Source organism: Pedobacter heparinus DSM 2366 (assembly GCF_000023825.1).
Taxonomy (GTDB): Bacteria; Bacteroidota; Bacteroidia; order Sphingobacteriales; family Sphingobacteriaceae; genus Pedobacter; species Pedobacter heparinus.
On record NC_013061.1, the window covers coordinates 1,480,917 to 1,498,877 of the forward strand.

At 41.0% G+C, this 17,961-nt stretch carries 12 protein-coding genes; 8 read left to right on the plus strand and 4 right to left on the minus strand.

The features are described 5' to 3' along the window. Positions 1-25 precede the first annotated feature (25 nt). Complete coding sequence (locus PHEP_RS06270; protein ID WP_012781415.1) at positions 26-1,399, minus strand: thioredoxin domain-containing protein; 1,374 nt, start codon at positions 1,397-1,399, stop codon at positions 26-28. Between the two features lie 223 nt (positions 1,400-1,622). On the opposite strand from PHEP_RS06270, the gene PHEP_RS06275 reads away from it, so the two are divergent. The 6 genes from PHEP_RS06275 (at position 1,623) to PHEP_RS06300 (ending at position 11,502) form a co-directional block, all read left to right on the plus strand. Next, entirely contained in the window at positions 1,623-2,072 is a 450-nt protein-coding gene (locus tag PHEP_RS06275; RefSeq protein WP_012781416.1) for an SRPBCC family protein, read from the plus strand. A gap of 202 nt (positions 2,073-2,274) precedes the next feature. Further along, positions 2,275-2,817, plus strand: coding sequence for a hypothetical protein (locus tag PHEP_RS06280; protein ID WP_012781417.1), 543 nt, complete (start codon positions 2,275-2,277; stop codon positions 2,815-2,817). Between the two features lie 18 nt (positions 2,818-2,835). Further along, the gene (locus PHEP_RS06285) at positions 2,836-5,001 is read left to right on the plus strand and encodes a cation:proton antiporter (RefSeq protein WP_012781418.1); all 2,166 of its coding nucleotides are present in this window, start codon (positions 2,836-2,838) and stop codon (positions 4,999-5,001) included. Between the two features lie 404 nt (positions 5,002-5,405). Then, positions 5,406-8,726 carry a SusC/RagA family TonB-linked outer membrane protein gene (locus PHEP_RS06290; protein ID WP_012781419.1) on the plus strand — a complete coding sequence of 1,107 codons (3,321 nt, stop codon included), beginning with the start codon at positions 5,406-5,408 and terminating at the stop codon, positions 8,724-8,726. Between the two features lie 32 nt (positions 8,727-8,758). Then, positions 8,759-10,816, plus strand: coding sequence for a RagB/SusD family nutrient uptake outer membrane protein (locus PHEP_RS06295; protein WP_012781420.1), 2,058 nt, complete (start codon positions 8,759-8,761; stop codon positions 10,814-10,816). 266 nt (positions 10,817-11,082) lie between these two features. After that, complete coding sequence (locus PHEP_RS06300) at positions 11,083-11,502, plus strand: EVE domain-containing protein (RefSeq protein WP_012781421.1); 420 nt, start codon at positions 11,083-11,085, stop codon at positions 11,500-11,502. A 25-nt stretch (positions 11,503-11,527) separates the two neighbouring features. On the opposite strand, the gene PHEP_RS06305 is transcribed toward PHEP_RS06300, so the two are convergent. Then, the gene (locus tag PHEP_RS06305; protein ID WP_012781422.1) at positions 11,528-12,052 is read right to left on the minus strand and encodes an acyl-CoA thioesterase; all 525 of its coding nucleotides are present in this window, start codon (positions 12,050-12,052) and stop codon (positions 11,528-11,530) included. A gap of 120 nt (positions 12,053-12,172) precedes the next feature. Here PHEP_RS06305 and PHEP_RS06310 point away from each other — a divergent pair, with 120 nt between their 5' ends. Then, the gene (locus PHEP_RS06310) at positions 12,173-13,657 is read left to right on the plus strand and encodes an alpha-amylase (protein WP_036674249.1); all 1,485 of its coding nucleotides are present in this window, start codon (positions 12,173-12,175) and stop codon (positions 13,655-13,657) included. On the opposite strand, the gene PHEP_RS06315 is transcribed toward PHEP_RS06310, so the two are convergent. Then, positions 13,646-14,914 (minus strand): type IX secretion system plug protein, encoded by a 1,269-nt coding sequence (locus PHEP_RS06315; protein WP_012781424.1) that lies wholly within the window; start codon positions 14,912-14,914, stop codon positions 13,646-13,648. The two genes, PHEP_RS06310 and PHEP_RS06315, sit on opposite strands and share 12 nt — an antisense overlap. Next, entirely contained in the window at positions 14,911-16,827 is a 1,917-nt protein-coding gene (locus PHEP_RS06320) for an ABC-F family ATP-binding cassette domain-containing protein (protein WP_012781425.1), read from the minus strand. The genes PHEP_RS06315 and PHEP_RS06320 overlap by 4 nt, the downstream gene beginning before the upstream one ends. A 90-nt stretch (positions 16,828-16,917) precedes the next feature. Between PHEP_RS06320 and PHEP_RS06325 the strand changes: the two genes are divergently transcribed. After that, positions 16,918-17,952, plus strand: coding sequence for a quinone-dependent dihydroorotate dehydrogenase (locus PHEP_RS06325; RefSeq protein WP_012781426.1), 1,035 nt, complete (start codon positions 16,918-16,920; stop codon positions 17,950-17,952). Positions 17,953-17,961: the final 9 nt, after the last annotated feature.

Genomic DNA, 17,961 nt, shown 5'->3' on the forward strand with positions numbered 1-17,961 from the left:
CGCTGTACTATTATGGGAAAGAGGCTTATAGCTGCCTTTGCTTCATTTTTTCTGCTGCTGCCCGGAGCCTTGCAAGCCTTTCTTTTGCATTTTTTTGTTTAGCCGCAATCTCAATTGCCTTGTGCTGGTTAATCAAGGCCTCATCATAGAGCTGCATGCGGTAAAATATATGGGCCATGGTATCGTAGTACTCTGCTGCCGGTACCAATTCAATAGCGCGTTTACTCCAAAGTAATGCCTTGCTTAAATAATCTGTTTTACCGGTACCTAAAATATAAAAATCCCATGCCGCATTATTCAGGATCATTGCTAAGCTTTTTGCCGGATCAGGACTGCTACCTACTGACGTATAGGTGTAAGTAGTGCTTTCTGTTTGAGGGGCCTGCTTATCGGCAATTATTTTACGTTCTTTAAATGAGGCCATCAGACTATCTCTTTTGCCTTTTAATCTTTTTGTCAGGTTGTTGATGGAATCGGCAGTAATCCTCATATAATACTGATCGTAGTAATACTGGGCCTGGCGATAATAATTGTTGGTGTCTTTTACAGCTTTGTAATAATTGAGCAGAATGTAGGCGGACTGCTTATTTGCTGCTGCATAATTTTTTGAATAGGCGCCACGTACAAAATTGGACAATGAGTTGGCCAGCGTTAAATTTTTGGTAGCAATTGCTTCGTTTTGGGTATTGTTGATGATCCTGGTGTTCAGGTCAACCCGTTCCCTTAAAGGAAGCGTCTTATAAATGCTATCTACGATCTTGCGGTTGGTATACGCCAGCCGGTATGCTTTGCCATAGGCAAATGGTCCTGCTTTTAAAACAAACAGTACCTCATTATAATCGTTAAAAGAACCTACAGTTAAATATTCAACATATTCATCAATTAATTTAGCATTATCGAACAGGCCAAGTTGCTGTTTTGCACTGATGTATTCTTTTAAAAAATCTTTATTCCGGTTTCCATTTTTGTATTTCTCTTCATAATCGGCCAGGGAAGAACCACTTGAAAGTCTGGTTAATGCCTGATTTGCGAGTTCTAAATAATGTTTTGATGCGTTGCTGCTTTTGGCACCTTTGGCAATTAACTGTCCCTTCTGATCAAGGAAAATATAAGCAGGGAACATTTTAAGCTGGTATTTTTTCATGAAAGCTACTGCTTCTGTATTGGGCAGGCTAACCATATAACTCACAAAATTGTTATTGTAAAACTCAATTACATCGGGATTATCAATTGCACTTTTACCCGGTACCTTGGTGGTGGCTCCTATATTTAAGAATAAAGGTTTGTTGGTTTCGGCAGCTTTCTTTTGCGCGCTGTTAAAATCTTTCTGGTATTTGATCTGGGCGAATGAGAAACTGGTTTTAACCAATAGGAGAGATAGCAGCAGGATTTTATGCATAGCGCAGTTCTGTTAAATTTTTGGTTAAGATAAGTATTATGGCGAATATTTCTTGGATAGTAAGTTAAAATTCTGTCGTAAATAGCCCTTAAATTGTCGTATTATCCCCCGCCTGATATCTGTTTTTACCAGCATCTTTGTTAAGTAATGGTGGAGCAGCAACCACTTGTAAAAACGGGCGGGCCGAAAAGCCAAAAGAGTAGGAACACAAAAAAATAATTTTATGTCAGAAAATAAAGTTTCATTGCACAGAGTTATTAAAGCATCTCCTGAAAAGGTATATCGTGCTTTTACGGAAGCCTTAGCTATCGCTTCATGGTTGCCACCTTATGGCTTTCTTTGTACTGTACACAGTATGGATGTTAAGGTAGGTGGTACATTTAGGATGTCGTTCCAAAATTTCACAACCGGCAATGGCCATTCATTTGGCGGGGAATATTTAGAGGTTAAACCAGCTGAGTTTTTGAAATATACAGACAAATTTGATGATCCAAACCTGCCAGGGGTAATGACTACATCGATATGGCTTCAAAAAACATTGGTAGGTACGGAGTTAAAAGTATTGCAGGAAGGGATTCCTGCTGTAATACCAGCCGAAATGTGTTATCTGGGTTGGCAGGAATCACTGGAAAAACTGATTAGATTGGTAGAACCTGAGATACCGGATGCTTGATAAGAGATTTGGTATTGGATGAAAAACAGGCTTTAGGTGTACCCTAAGGCCTGTTTTATATAATCTGGTTTTTGAAAAAGCCATTTATGCGCCGGCCCGCAAACAAATCTGTATATGCGGATAGCCTGAATATCCCTGCCACCAATGCTGTGTATTCAGGCAGATTTTTGTAAGTTTATCCGAAAACAGGAGAACGACAATTATGAAGCCGATATACATCCCTCTATTTTTTTTGGCAATTTGTCTGCAAAGCTGCGGATTAAACGAACGTGAAAAGAAAGCTGCTCAGAAAGAACAGGAACTGCTGGCCTGGGAACAACGTTTAAAGATAAAAGAGCAGGATTTAGACAATATTAAACATGCTTTGGACAGTGCAAAAAAACAAATTGATTCGGTTTCTACGGACAATCCGGCAATTATTGGAAAATGGAGTGTTAAAATGAGCTGCACTGAAACTTCTTGTGAGGGTTCTGCGTTAGGAGATACGAAGACAGAGCAATGGGAAATGAGTTACAAGGAAAATCACATCGTCGTTAAAGCATATTCGGGATTGGTGCTGACCAGGGTATATACGGGCAGTTACAAGGATAACGTATTAAAAATAGTAGAAGAGAAACCAAATTCAGATGCTTTAATTAGCGCTACGCTTAATTTCCTCGCAGAAGGAAGAATGGATGGAAGCAGGGAAATTGTACAAAAGGATTGCAAAATTGTTTATGCATTGAACGCCAAAAAGTTAAAATAACGTTCACAACAGCTGCTTATGATCTTATTATCTTCATTAGACTTTTCCTTACCACTGCAAAATCCAGTGATTATTTTTTCGCTGGTTTTGTTTATCATCCTCTTTGCACCTATATTACTGAACAAAATAAAAGTACCACATATTATCGGACTGATTGTTGCCGGGGTAATTGTTGGGCCTTATGGTTTAAACCTGCTGAAAAGGGACAGCAGTATTGTTTTGTTTGGTACAGTAGGTTTATTGTATATTATGTTTCTGGCCGGACTGGAAATTGACCTGGCCGAGTTTAAAAAGAACAGAAAACGAATCCTGGTATTCGGACTGCTCACCTTTGTATTTCCGTTGGTTTTTGGCTCACTGGCCAGCTATTACTTGCTTGGATATGGATTTTTGTCATCATTGCTGCTGGCCAGCATGTTCTCTACGCATACACTGGTCTCTTATCCCATTGCCAGTAAATATGGTGTGATCAGGAACAGAGCGGTAAGCATGACGGTAGGGGGTACCATGATTACCGATATACTTGCCCTGCTTATTCTGGCCGGGATTGCCGGGATGACCAAAGAAAGCGTAACCACGTCGTTCTGGGTACAACTGGCGGGCTCTACCATTGTTTTTGTAGTTATTGTTTTTGCGGTATTTCCAATCATCATCAGGTGGTTTTTTAAACATTTTGAGGACAGCATTTCTCAATATATTTTTGTGCTGGCAATGGTGTTTCTGGCTTCATTTTTGGCGGAAGCAGCTGGTATTGAAGCTATTATCGGGGCCTTTTTTTCGGGTTTGGTGCTCAATAAGTTTGTTCCACATACTTCGCCCTTAATGAACCGGATAGACTTTGTAGGCAATGCCCTGTTTATTCCATTTTTCCTGATCAGTGTGGGTATGTTAGTTGATGTTACCGTGCTGGTAAAGGGCTGGGGGGCACTTAAAGTTGCCGGTATCATTATTACTGTTGCCCTGGTAACCAAATACCTGGCAGCCTGGCTTACACAGAAAATATTTAAATTAAGTACAGCTGAAGGAACAATGATATTTGGTTTGAGCTCTTCCCATGCTGCGGCTACACTGGCAATTATCCTGGTGGGTTACAACATTATTACCGGTGAAACAGCTGCAGGTGAGCCCATCAGGCTGCTGAATGAGGATGTGCTGAACGGAACAATTCTGCTGATTCTGGTTAGCTGTGGAGTGAGTTCTTTTGTTGTAGAGGGTGCATCAAAAAAACTGGCATTTGAACAGGATGAACTGGACACAAATGTGGTGGATGGACAAGACGATGAAAAGATCCTGGTTTCGCTGGCCTATCCGGACATGGTGACCCGGTTGGTAGATTTTGGGATCGTCCTTAAATCAAAAAAAAGGCACACCTCAGTGTATGGTCTCAATGTAATTGACGATGAGACACCTGGAAATAACCATGCGGGGGCTTCAAAGAAGATATTGGAAAAAGCGATTTCGCATGCTGCTGCTTCGGAGAACAACATTATTCCCGTAACCAGGTACGATTCCAGCATCAGCAATGGGATTGTATATACCATTAAAGAGCACAATATAAGTGACATTGTCATTGGTATGCACAAACAGGCAGACCAGCATACTTTTCTAGGCACCAAGGCAGAGAATATCATCAAAAGGGTATATGAAACCATTTATATCTATAAGCCCACCCAGCCGCTGAATACGTTTAAGCGGATTGTAGTAGCCCTGCCGCCCAGAGCAGAAACCGAACCCGGATTTTTACATTGGCTGAAGAAACTGGTAATGATTGCCAGGGAGGCAGCAATACCGGTGATCTTTTATGGCCATGAGGAAACAAATGATGCGATAGCCAGGATTGCGGAAAGAACACCTGATATGGTGAAAATACAGTTTAATGAATTTAACAACTGGGATGATTTTCTGATATTTACGAGGGAATTGAAGATGAATGACCTTTTTATCATCATATCGTCCCGTAAGGGGCACAATTCTTATGTCCCGCAAATGAGCAAGCTTCCTTATTACCTGTCAAATTATTTTGTGGAACAAAGCCTGATCGTCCTTTATCCTAAACAACTGGAATCTGGTATCAATATGGGAAATATAGAGCAGACCGATAGTTACCTGATAGAAACCATTTCTGAACAGTTTGGTGTCATCGGAAAGGCCGGAAAGTTTGTGAAAGGCCTTTTTAAAAAGTAGAATTTGAACGGCTTCGGCTACCGTTTTGCTTCGTGTTAAAGCGGGTAATCGAAAAAAAAAGAAAAAAAAAGAAGATTTTCGAAGGTTTTAAATTTGGATTATAGAAATATTCTGTATATTCAACTATTGTTTACCGGAGGTATGGATAAAAATGGGGGTGATTGATTGTTAATGTAAAGTAATCGAAGATAATCAAAGGAAATAGAAAATACTTGCTGAGGGTAAACAATAGTTAAAAATATTAAAAGGATACTGCTTTATTCAGGACCCTAAGACCAAGTATAAACATCGCTGCGGCACTATTATGAATGTAGTGTTCATAATACGAAAATGAAATGTTTTTCTTCTGGTTGGTAAGGTATTGGATTTTGCGTTTTATAAACCAAATATTTAACCAATTATTGATGAAAACTATGAAAAAAAAACTACTCAGTAAATGCCATTGGAGAACACAAACAGGTGCCAGGTTACTGGTAGCGATGGCAATTTTACCACTTGCCTCTTTTGCAGCAGAGAAATCTACATCGGCTAAACCTAACGGTGCCGTTTTTTTTGTGCAACAACAGATAACTGTCAAAGGGACGGTTGTTGATAGTAAAGGTCTTCCTCTTGTTGGGGTAAGCATCAAAGCTAAAAATGCAACTGGAGCTGCCTTAACCAATAGTAATGGTGAATTTACCATCAACCTGCAAAATCAAAACAGCATACTCGTATTCAGTATGATTGGTTTTAAACCTGTGGAGGTTGTTGCATCGAACAACATGAAGGTAGTATTGGCAGATGAGGTATCAGAGCTGGACGATGTGGTGGTGATCGGTTATGGTACTGTCAAAAAACGTGACCTTACGGGAGCCGTTGTTTCGGTAAAGCCTGATCAAATTACTGCCCGGCCGGGACCGAATCCTATGGAATCCTTACAGGGAAGGGTGGCCGGTCTGGACATTACACGTACATCCGGGCAAGCCGGTGAAGGTGTGACCTTACAGTTGCGTGGGAACAGATCTATTGGCGCCAACTCTTTACCATTATTTATCATCAATGGTTTGCCAGGTGACTACGCTACTTTAAATCCTTATGATATCGAATCGATCGATGTGTTAAAAGATGCGGCATCAACGGCTACTTACGGTGCCGCAGGAGCGAATGGAGTAATTATCATCACCACAAAAAGTGGTAAAGCAGGAAAGCTAAACATCGATTTCAACTCTTATTATGGTTATAATGGCTGGTCGGTTGTTCCTGATGCTTTGAGTAAGGACCAATATCTGGCTGCGAAAAGAGAGATCTATAAATATAACTTCGATGGTGCAACCAGGAAATGGGTGACTACTGCAGTTGCTGCGGCAAATGGATTTCCTGCAGCTGCCCAACCGCTATGGCAATCGCCGGCAGATGATGAAAAAGTTTTTGGACCGGAAAGATATAAGCTGTTCAATGAAGGCAATTTTGTGAATTGGGCAGATATTTTCATGAGGGACAAGCCGGTTTTGCAAAACTATAGTTTAGCTGCTTCTGGTGGTACCGATGCTACAAAAGCTTATGTTTCATTGAACATGAATAATGAGAAAGGGCAGTATATTGGTGACGATTACAAGTTGTATTCTACCAGCATGCGTCTGGACCACAAGATCAGGAACTGGCTTTCTATAGGAGCTAACCTTCAGGCCTCTTATGTAAATAGAGACAAAGCCCAGGACAAACTGGAAAATGCAATTGTTACCGATCCGTTGGTACAGCCTTACAAAGCGGATGGATCGATAAACCCTGACCTGGGTAGTAACGTATACAATCTTTTGCTTGACTACCAGCCGGGCGTTTATGGAAACGTAGACAACAACACAAAAGTGTTTTTTAATCCTTACATAGAAGTAAGACCAATTAAGGGCTTATCTATATTAAGCCGTGCCGGTGTGCGTATGGATTATTCTAATACTTATCGTTTTGATGGGGTGGGTTCTGTAAATTATACCTATGTAAATGCGAATACGGCCAGGGCAAGGGTCAATCAGAACCGTTATCAGGAATACCAGTGGGAAAACGTGCTGACGTATAACTACCTGCTTGGAACCGATCATGATTTTACCTTTACCGGTGTTACTTCTTACCTCCACAAACAGTGGACAGAGACGGAAATGAACCAGAGCAACATTGCCAATAACAATTTTAAATGGTACAGGTTTAGCGGCGATGTGAATACTACAGCCACATCCGCTTACAGGATGCAAAAGACACTGGGTTTGTTAGGCCGTCTCACTTACGCTTATAAAGGCAAGTACCTTTTGTCGGCTTCAGTACGCAGAGACGGGGCTTCGGTATTGTATAAAACCAACCAATGGGATACTTTCCCGGCAGTGTCTGCAGGCTGGAGGGTTTCTGATGAAAAGTTTATGGAGGGTACGAAGAAATACATCAATAACCTGAAAGTTCGTGCTACCTGGGGTGTTGCAGGAACCGCCTTTATTCCACCTAATTCTTCTGCTAATTTTGTTGAACAAACCAATATGGCACTGGGTGGTGAGCTGGTTCCCATTTACAGGAGTTCGCAATTTATTACCAATCCAGACCTGAGCTGGGAGAAATCGAAAACCTTAAACCTTGGTCTGGATCTGGGTATGTTTAACAACCGTATTGATATGGCCCTGGATTATTACAATACCAATACGGATGGGGTAATTTATAACGTCAGTTCCCCAATCCTTAACGGGGCGTACAGATCTGGCAGTACACCTTACCAAACCTATCTCAATGTAGCGAAAACGAATAACAAGGGTTTCGAAGTGAGCATGAATACACGTAATATCGTGAGCAAGAATTTTGAATGGAGCTCTTCTGTTGCTTTTGCCCGCAATAACGAGAAAATTTTAAAATTAATAGGTGGGACAGCCAATAATATCACCAATAACGTAGCGGCAGGAGAGAATCGTACACCTGGAAATTACGTATTGAGCATCGGAGAACCAATTGCCTCATTTAGAAATTTCAAGATCGATGGCATCTGGCAAATAGGTGAGGAAATAGATGCTGCTGCATTTGGAAGGCGCCCGGGGGACATCAAAGTAAACACTCCAGGTATTGTGAAACTGGCTGATGGTGTATTTAAGAGAGAGGGCACAGACCTTTACTATTATACCAATCTGGCTGATGCGCAAAAATTTAATCCTGCCTTAACTGCTGCAAGTTCTACTTACCTCTATAACAATACCAATGACTATCAGACTATTGGACACAATACGCCAGATTTTACATTGGGTTTTCAAAACAGTTTCAAATACAAGAATTTTGATCTGGGTATTTATTCTTTTGTGCGATGGGGACAGACCATCAATTATGTGATGATGGGCTGGTACAATCCAGGTTCACTGGCAACGGTTGCCAGTCCGCCAAGAACGATGCTTGCTAATTTTAACTATTGGACACCAGAAAACCCGTCTAATGATTTTCCGGTTATGAATATCCAGACTGGTACCAGCATGTTGGGATTTTCGGGATTGAATTATGTAGACGGTTCCTTCTTTAAGATCAAGAACATCACACTGGGTTATACTTTACCACAAAATATAGCAAAAAAGGTGGCCATGCGTAGTGTACGTTTTTACAGCACCATTACCAATCCATTGGTGATTACCAAAAGTCACCTGTTAAAAGATTACGATCCGGAAATGAATGGGGAGATGGATTACCCATTGACCAAGCAACTGGTGTTCGGTTTAAATGTGTCATTTTAATCGTTAAGTGATAGAAAAAAAATATTAGAGAGATGAAAAATCAATTTATAAAGAAAGCATTTAGTGCATGTGGTTTAGGTTTAGCTTTACTATTGACCACACCATCATGTAAGTTAGATGAATACAATCCTAATGCGCTTGCGGAAGAGGATGTGCTCAGGGATTTTAACGGGTTCAGATCGTTTCAATCTAACATTTATACCGGGCTTTGGGGCTCATTGATTGGCATGCCGTATGGATTTTTATCCGAAACCGGAACCGATTTATGGACATCGCCAACCAATGGTGTGAGCAACAGACAAGTGATGCGGTATGAGGAGTTTACCAACAATTTTAACCTGGTTACCAATACCTGGGATTTTGCATGGGGCTCGATCAAAGATTGCAATAAAACCATAGAAATTGCTCCGCTGATCAAAGATGGAAATGCCAATGATATCAAAACTTTAGTTGCAGAAGCAAAGGCGATGCGGGCTTACTATTATTCTGTACTGGTAGTACAGTTTGGTAATATCCCGCTGATCACAACAACTGATGATCCCGTAAAAAATTTAAATCCTACCAGAAGTACTGTTGCCGAAATTTATGCCCAGATTGTGGCAGATTTAACTGCGGCAGCACAAGATCTTCCTGTAGTACCTTATCAGGGCAATCTTCAGCGTGTGACCAAAAAAGGAGCGCTGGGTTTGCTGGCCCGTGTATATGCACAAGGAGGGGGAGAAGGATTAATGGAGGGAACCAAAAGTTACTGGCTTAGGGCAAAAGAAGTTGCTGAGGATCTGATTTTAAATAAAGGGGCCTACGGTGCTACTTTGTATACAGATTTTGCCCAGGTATTTGCTTATGCCAACAATAGAAATAATGCGGAAGCCTTATTTACTGCGTATGGCCTGAATCCTTATAGTCCATCGTATGATGTGGCAACATCAAATTCAAAACCCAACTGGTACCTGCACTTTTATCCATCACTTGATAATGCATTTGGCGCAGGTACAGACCTTTTAAAAAGAGGTGTAGGTTCTAATACGTCAAACGCATATTATGGACGCCTGAACCAATCGTTTATTGCGCCTACAAAATACCTGATCAATTGTTTTAATGCGACCTATGATAAGCGTTGGGAAAATTCATTTCAGACAGCGTTTGCAAACTATTCGGGGGTACAGGCAAAAACAACTAATCCGACCCCACCAAGTCCTGCAAATGTAACCTACGCTGATGCTACAGTTACGCTGACAGCTGCCATATGTACCAAATATGGTATTAATCCTGCATTTGTTGGTCAAAAGATTTATCCTTTTGTAGATGTAGATGCTAAAAATGCTTCTGCGAATGCAACCTGGCAATATCCGCCAAAAGTTTGGCCAAAAGGAGTAACTACCGGTGCTATTACTTCTTTGCAAACCGTTGCAAATGCCAATGTGCACCCCTATCCGCTGGATGTTGATGAAGACAGGTTTTTCGCCTATTTAAGTAAAGATCCGCTAACGCCAGCAGAAAAAGCACTGCGCAAATATGCAGTGGTGAATATCAATGATCTTTTTGATCCGGCAGATCCGACAGGGGCTAAATACAAAGACCCTACAGGTAATGGTTTAACGCCGATAAATATGGCAAATCTTTTCCCGGCTTTAAGTAAGTTTAATCATAATTTTGATGGTGGATGGCTAGGGGGTAACTTTCAGCAAAAACTAGGTAATATTATGGTGATGCGTATGGCAGAAGTTTACTTGCTTGCAGCTGAGGCTACGCTTAAATCTGGTGGAAGCGGGGCAGTTGCTGCCGGATATTTAAATGAGTTGCGCAAACGTGCATGCCGCAATGCTGCCGACTTTAATACAGGTACCGGAATGCAGTTAACCAATGCGACAATGAACGATGTTTTTGATGAATATGCACGTGAATTATGTGGTGAGTTTACCCGTTGGGCACTTTTAAAACGTCATAGAGCATTCGAGGCGCGCCTGGCACAATATAACGGTAGGGCTGCAGCCAGCTTTATTCCAGCAAAGCATTATAACAGGCCTATTCCTTTCTCTTTCCTGAATACCATCAATAATGGAAGCGAATTTGGGACCAATGGTTACTAGTTAAAATAAAACCATTTAAAATGAGCAGAGGTTGTATCACATGATACAACCTCTTTTTATTTGTAACTTAAGGTCTTCAGACTTGCGCCTTTAGCCGACCCTGATTATGGACTGCTCCTGCCTTTCTTCCAAGAAATGGTACTGTTTGAGAGCAATGGCCCTATGATCTCCGAACAAAAGGAGAAGCTGGATGATTTATAGGACAAAATATACAAATGGTTAGTGATAGTTTATTAATTTTGGACATTCAGAAATCTTTTTAAACTATGAGTAAAACACAACATTGGCTGGTAAAAAGTGAACCTTTTAAATATAGCTGGGAAAAATTTAACAAAGATGGCAGGACCTTTTGGGATGGCGTGCGCAATTACCAGGCAAGAAACAACCTGAAAGAAATGAAAGAAGGCGATCTTGTGCTGTTTTACCATAGCAACGAAGGTAAAAATGTTGTTGGTATCGCTAAAGTGGTTAAAGAGTTTTATCAGGACCCTACAACTGACGATGCCAATTGGGTAGTGGTAGACCTGGCACCAGTTGAAGCACTTAAAAATCCGGTAAGCCTGGAACAGATCAAGGCAGAGGAAAGTCTTAAAGATATTTCTCTGGTCAGACAAGGTCGTTTATCTGTAATGCCGCTCAAAGCCGAAGAATTTGATAAGATACTGGAAATGTCGACTGGGGAATAACACAAAAGAATGGTTTATTTTTGCTTTATTCTTCAGGAAAAAACAACGCCTTTAGCTCTTTTGCATCATTAGGTTTCATTTTACCGCCTAATATCAAGCGCAATTGCCTTCTTCTTAAAGCTCCGGCAAACAATTCCTTTTCCGCTTCGGTTTCCGGTTTTAGTTCAGGAACAGGTATGGTCCTGCCGCTCTGGTCTACCGCCACAAAAGTATAATAAGCTTCGTTGGATTTGGCCCTGCTTCCAGAAGGGATATTTTCAGCCCATACATCCAGTCTTACTTCTACTGAAGTATTAAAGGCACGAGTTACTTTAGCCTCAATGGTAATCACATCGCCAAGTTTAATGGGCTGCTGAAAGGATACATTATCTACTGATGCAGTAACTACAATCCGGTTGCAATGTTTCTGAGCAGAAATGGCCGCTGCAATGTCCATCCAATGCAGTAAACGGCCTCCCATTAAATTGTTCAGCGTATTGGTGTCATTGGGTAATACCAATTCATTCATGATGGTGAAAGAGTCTTTCGGGCTTTTTATTTTTATACTCATAACTGCTGCAAAAGTAAGTAAAATTGAACAGACAGCCCAAATTGTAAAAATACCGCATAAAGATTTAATAATTTGCAACTGCCGACAAACAATTCATGTCTGCTGATGTATATTCATTATATGGATAATCAAACGCTGTTGCAGTATTTTCACTGGTATTATAATGAAAATGAAAAATTATGGGTAAAGGCTATGAAAGATGCTGTTACATTAGCTGGTGCTGGTATAACCGGTGTTTGGTTGCCACCGGCTTATAAAGCAAATTCGGGCGGACAATCAGTTGGGTATGATCCTTATGATCTTTTTGATCTGGGGGAGTTTGACCAGAAAAATACGTTGGAAACCCGTTACGGAAGCAAAATGGAATATCAGCAGGCAATAAAGGCATTTCAGGAGCATGGCATTGCGGTAATTGCCGATGTGGTGTTTAATCATAAAGCCGGTGGTGATGAACTTGAAAAAATAATGGTAAGGACAGTAGACCCTGATAACAGACTGGAATTTACTTCTGATATATTTGAAATTGAGGCCTGGACTAAATTTACATTTCCGGGCAGAAATGGGCAGTATTCGGAATTTATATGGGATAAAAACTGTTTTAGTGGAATAGATTGGGCAGAAAACCTGAAAGAAACAGGGATTTACTCTATTCAAAATGAATATGGGGAAGGTTGGGAAGAGGTGCCCTCAACCGAACTGGGTAATTATGATTATCTGATGTATAACGATATTGAATTTAGAAATCCGGCTGTAAGAGCAGAATTGAAGTATTGGGGGGAATGGTATATTAAAAATTGTGGCATGAACGGTTTCCGGCTGGATGCCGTAAAACACATTTCGACGGATTTTTTAACAGAATGGCTGGATCATATAAGAGATACCTTTAGCCGGGATTTCTTTATCGTAGCCGAAAACTGGAACATTGAAGATCCTGCAGCCTTAACGCACTATCTGGAAATTACTGAGGGGAGGATGCAGCTGTTTGATCCTATGTTGCACCACAATTTTTATCTGGCTTCTACAACAGAAAATTACGATCTGACCAGGATATTTGACCATACATTGGTTCAATCCCATCCCGAATTTGCTGTTACATTTGTGGACAATCATGATTCTCAGCCCTTACAGGCCCTTGAATCTTATGTCGATTTCTGGTTCAGGCCCCTGGCTTATGCCTTAATATTGCTAAGGGAACAAGGCATACCCTGTGTATTTTACCCAGATTTGTATGGTGCAAAATATACCGATAAAACAGAAGAAGGTTATGATGCAGGTGTTGAACTGGTTGCGTTGGCTGCATTGCCAGATATGTTACGCATCCGTAAGGACCTGGCTTATGGAGAACAGCATGATTACATGGATTTTCCTAGCTGTATTGGCTGGACTAGGGAAGGAGTACCTGAAAAAGAAAATTCGGGAATAGCTGTATTGATGAGCAACGGAGATACAGGACTGAAACTGATGGAAATTGGCAAAGTACACACAGGAAGAGTAATGGTTGACGCACTGGGTATTAGGGCAGAAGAAGTATTGATTGATGAAAATGGTTGCGGGGAATTTTATTGTGATGCAGGCAGTGTTTCTATATGGGTTTTATCTTCTTAAAGTATTGACACTGCTATAGCCGATTAACTCTTCCCATCTGGCGCCCGGCTTTCTGTAATAGGCAAATACCTGGTAGGTATTGGCAGTTTCAAAATAGGAGCCTTCAAAAACAGTTTGGTCGGTTTGGCCTGTTTCTTTATTTACCCAGACATATTTATAATCGTACAAACCCTGTTTAAGTAAGACCGTTCCATAGAAACGTTTTTTCGAAGTGTCGAAAGTCATTTTACTATTTTCATCAAGGGTGTAGTTGTTAAAACGGCCAACTACATAGGCATCTCCGTTTGCAGTTGGCGGGCTGGCATTCAGCGTAAAAAAAATACGCGCATAATCACCATCGGTATTGTTGTCCCGGCCTTCCTGGTTACGTATGAAAAAGCTGCCATTCTCATCTACCAGGTTGGTGTATTTTGGTTTATTGCCATTTATGTCCTGAAAAAGGACTACTTCATTGATCGCAGCTTTAACGATTTCCTGTACATTTTCGGCTTTATAGCGCAGGCTGCGGATGTCGAATTTTCTGAACTCATTGCCTGCCGGAAAATCGTTGGCCATCAGGTCGTTGTATACCAGCGATTCTGGTCTTATAAAAGTAGGCTTGGTATTTAATATCGCTGTTTGCGGGATGCCATTCTGCATAACTACGGCCTTCAGGTCTACATATGGATTCTGAATAGGGATTTTATGGAAAATACTGAAGTTTACCTTCTGGTTACTAAAACGTAAAGGTACCTGTGAACTTGCAACTACTTCCGTACCTATATCAACCAGGTTTTCTACTACATAAAACCTTTGCGATATGACCGGCTTTTGCTGATTGCCATCTTCATAGATTTTGAGCAGGTAATTACCGGATATTTTTGGCCTAACCTGTGAGTTGGGCAGGCTAAGCTCATAATGTGTAAATTTTTGGAGGGTGCCAAATGAATATTTATAGTCATTGATCCTGTCGTCGGGCAGACCATCAAGGTAATCCAGTACGGACAAACGCGAGGACTTCCAGTCGGATGTACAATGCTCTATCGTATACCAGTAAATTTTGCTGCCTCCGTCTAAATCATCAAATGAAAATAACAAACGTTCATTTGATCTTAATGTGATGACCGGAATAGATTGTTCTTTTTTAGTGTTGTAACATTGTACAGTTTTGATGTTGGGTAGGTATACCTTATTATCGTACACAAAAGCCTGGTTTTGTGCGAACGTACCCTGAATGCTGAACACCAGCAAAAAGAACAATCCTATCCGTTTTGTCATTTACTTTCCAGTTCCATAATCTGCGAAGCCAATTCTTCCCATGTATTTTGTGCGGTGTCCAGCAAAAACTTGGCCGTGGTATATGCTGCATTGGCCTCTGCTAACTTATTCGCATTTGAATAGGTTTCCTCGTCGGCTATTTTAGCTTCTATGGTTTTTACACTTTGCTCAAAAGCAGTAATTTCCTTTTCTGTTTTTTGCAGTTGGTCGTTTAGTTTTTTAAGCTGCTGCTGTGCATTTAAAGAAACTGGTTTCTCCTCCGCTTTAGGTTTTACTTCCTTTTCCTGTTTTACAGGTATTGGGGTAGCAACAGGTTGCGGCCTTTTGGCATTCCACTCTTCATATTCGGCATAGGTTCCAGGATATTCTTTAATGTTCTTCTCTTCTATGAACCAGATCTTATTGGCCACATTATCCAGGAAGTACCTGTCGTGGGAAACGGCAATAAAAGTACCTTCATACTGCTGCAGCGCCTGGATCAGGATATTTACAGACTGGATGTCCAGGTGGTTGGTAGGCTCATCCAGAATCAGGAAGTTAGAATCCGTCGTCAGTGATTTTGCCAATGCTACCCTCGATTTCTCTCCTCCGGAAAGTACCCTGATCTTTTTGAAAACATCATCACCGGTAAATAGAAAACAGCCTAATATGCCACGTAGTTCTGTGTCGGTATGTTTAGGTGCAAAAGCCTGCAGTTCTTCTAAAATGGTATTGTCCAGGTGCAGCGATTCCAGCTGGTGCTGTGCAAAAAAGGTAGTGGTAACGTTATGACCGGTTTCGCATTTCCCATCAAATTTCTCTGTGCCGGCAATGATCCTTAATAAAGTAGATTTTCCCTTACCATTGGCGCCGATCAGGGCAATTTTATCACCTTTTTCGATTACCCCTTCAGCATTTTCCAGAATTTCTACGTTAGGATAGCTTTTGGTGGCATTTTCAATGCGGACAACATGACGACCTGAAGGTTTAGAAAATTTAAACTGGAAGTTAACTGTAGGATTATCATCGTCTACATCCTCTACACGTTCCAGCTTGTCCAGTGCTTTCATACGCGACTGTGCCATTTTAGCTTTGGAAGCTTTAGCCCTGAAGCGCTCGATCAGCCGTTCTTCCTGTTTGATTTTGGCCTGCTGGTTTTTAAATTCACCTTTCTGGATCTCGCCCCTTAAAGCTTTCTCTTCAAGGTAAAATGTATAATTACCTGCATAAGGTGTCAGTTTACCCTTGCGTGACTCTACAATTTTATTGACCACTTTATCCAGGAAATATCTATCGTGCGAAACGATAACTATGGCACCTTCAAAGCTTAATAAATAAGTTTCCAGCCACTTAATGGAAGGTAAATCCATGTGGTTGGTAGGTTCATCCAGTAACAGGATATCTGGTGTTTGCAGCAGGATCTTGGCCAGCATTACGCGCATCCGCCAACCCCCCGAAAAGGTATTCAAGGGTCTGTGCTGATCCTGGGTACTAAAACCAAGACCTGCGAGGATTTCGTTGGCACGGTATTCAATGTTATAGCCATCAAGTGCTTCAAACTCCTGTTGCTTGTCGCTCAGTTTATTTAAAACTTCTTCAGAATAATCAGTCTCAATTTTTTTTAAAAGTGCTTCAATCTCATCATGTAGCTGGTTTTGGCGTTCAAAAGCCTCCATTGCTACATGTAAAATGCTATGATGCGAATCATAAGAAAGCAGATCCTGGTTGAGGTAGCCGATCTTGAGGTCTTTCGACATAGAAATCGTTCCCGAAGAAGGTGCATATTCGCCAACAATTATTTTTAATAGTGTAGATTTTCCTGTTCCATTGGCACCAATCAGTCCAATTCTCTCTCCCGGTTTAATGTGCCAGTCTGCTTCGTCGTATAATGCCCTGGAGCCCAGCAGGAATGTTAAGTCGTTTATTGAAATCATTTGGCTGCAAAAATACAACTTTGCAGGTAAAAATGAGGGAATTAGATTGCCTGAATCGCAAATTTGTGCCATTTTTTTTATCTTTGCAGCATGTATCAGCTCATTAAACCTATATTTTTCCGGTTCGATCCTGAAAAAGTGCATTATTTTGTTGTGAAAAGATTAAAATGGTTTCATGATCATTTTCCGCTGGGGAAGACAATTTTGCGTAGCAGCTTTGATGTTAACATTAAAGGACTGGAACGGGAGGTTTTTGGCATTAAATTCAAAAATCCAGTAGGTCTGGCTGCGGGCTTCGACAAAAACGGGGAATATATTGAAGCTTTGAGTGACCTGGGCTTTGGTTTTATAGAGGTAGGTACGGTAACGCCTTTACCTCAACCGGGGAACGATAAACCAAGAATGTTTCGTCTGGAAGAAGATAGTGCGCTGATCAACAGGATGGGATTTAACAACAAAGGGGTGGATACACTTGCTGAAAGGTTAAGGTTGCTGAGAGGTAAACATAAAGATATTGTTGTTGGTGGTAACATTGGAAAAAATAAGAATACCCCCAACGAGGATGCTGTTAGTGATTATGTCAAATGTTTTGACCGTTTGTTTGATGTAGTTGATTATTTTGTAGTGAATGTAAGTTCGCCCAATACGCCTGGTTTAAGAGCATTGCAGGAGAAGGAACCACTAATGAACCTGTTAAATACCCTGCAGCAGCGAAATCAGAAGGATGGCATTTCCAGGCCGATCTTATTGAAAATTGCACCTGATCTGACCAATGAGCAGCTGGATGATATTGTAGAGATTGTAATGCATACAGGGATTGCAGGAGTTATTGCTACCAACACTACCATAGACAGGAACGGTTTATATACTGCTGAAAAAGTAACAAATGAAGCCGGCGGCTTAAGTGGTAAACCTTTGACAATACGTTCTACCGAGGTGATTAAATATCTGTCGGACAAATCAAATAAAGCTTTTCCGATTATAGGTGTAGGTGGGATTCATTCCCCACAGGATGCCAAAGATAAATTGGAGGCAGGCGCATCTTTGGTACAATTGTATACTGGTTTTATTTACGAAGGTCCTGCAATCGTTAAACGAATCTGTAAAGAGTTGCTGGTAAAGTAATACCGGCAA

What these genes read in the sequence shown, in the direction of transcription:
- PHEP_RS06270 (WP_012781415.1), bottom strand. Translation starts at nt 1,399, where the DNA reads ATGCATAAAATCCTGCTGCTATCTCTCCTATTGGTTAAAACCAGTTTC.
- PHEP_RS06275 (WP_012781416.1), top strand. Translation starts at nt 1,623, where the DNA reads ATGTCAGAAAATAAAGTTTCATTGCACAGAGTTATTAAAGCATCTCCT.
- PHEP_RS06280 (WP_012781417.1), top strand. Translation starts at nt 2,275, where the DNA reads ATGAAGCCGATATACATCCCTCTATTTTTTTTGGCAATTTGTCTGCAA.
- PHEP_RS06285 (WP_012781418.1), top strand. Translation starts at nt 2,836, where the DNA reads ATGATCTTATTATCTTCATTAGACTTTTCCTTACCACTGCAAAATCCA.
- PHEP_RS06290 (WP_012781419.1), top strand. Translation starts at nt 5,406, where the DNA reads ATGAAAACTATGAAAAAAAAACTACTCAGTAAATGCCATTGGAGAACA.
- PHEP_RS06295 (WP_012781420.1), top strand. Translation starts at nt 8,759, where the DNA reads ATGAAAAATCAATTTATAAAGAAAGCATTTAGTGCATGTGGTTTAGGT.
- PHEP_RS06300 (WP_012781421.1), top strand. Translation starts at nt 11,083, where the DNA reads ATGAGTAAAACACAACATTGGCTGGTAAAAAGTGAACCTTTTAAATAT.
- PHEP_RS06305 (WP_012781422.1), bottom strand. Translation starts at nt 12,052, where the DNA reads ATGAGTATAAAAATAAAAAGCCCGAAAGACTCTTTCACCATCATGAAT.
- PHEP_RS06310 (WP_036674249.1), top strand. Translation starts at nt 12,173, where the DNA reads ATGGATAATCAAACGCTGTTGCAGTATTTTCACTGGTATTATAATGAA.
- PHEP_RS06315 (WP_012781424.1), bottom strand. Translation starts at nt 14,914, where the DNA reads ATGACAAAACGGATAGGATTGTTCTTTTTGCTGGTGTTCAGCATTCAG.
- PHEP_RS06320 (WP_012781425.1), bottom strand. Translation starts at nt 16,827, where the DNA reads ATGATTTCAATAAACGACTTAACATTCCTGCTGGGCTCCAGGGCATTA.
- PHEP_RS06325 (WP_012781426.1), top strand. Translation starts at nt 16,918, where the DNA reads ATGTATCAGCTCATTAAACCTATATTTTTCCGGTTCGATCCTGAAAAA.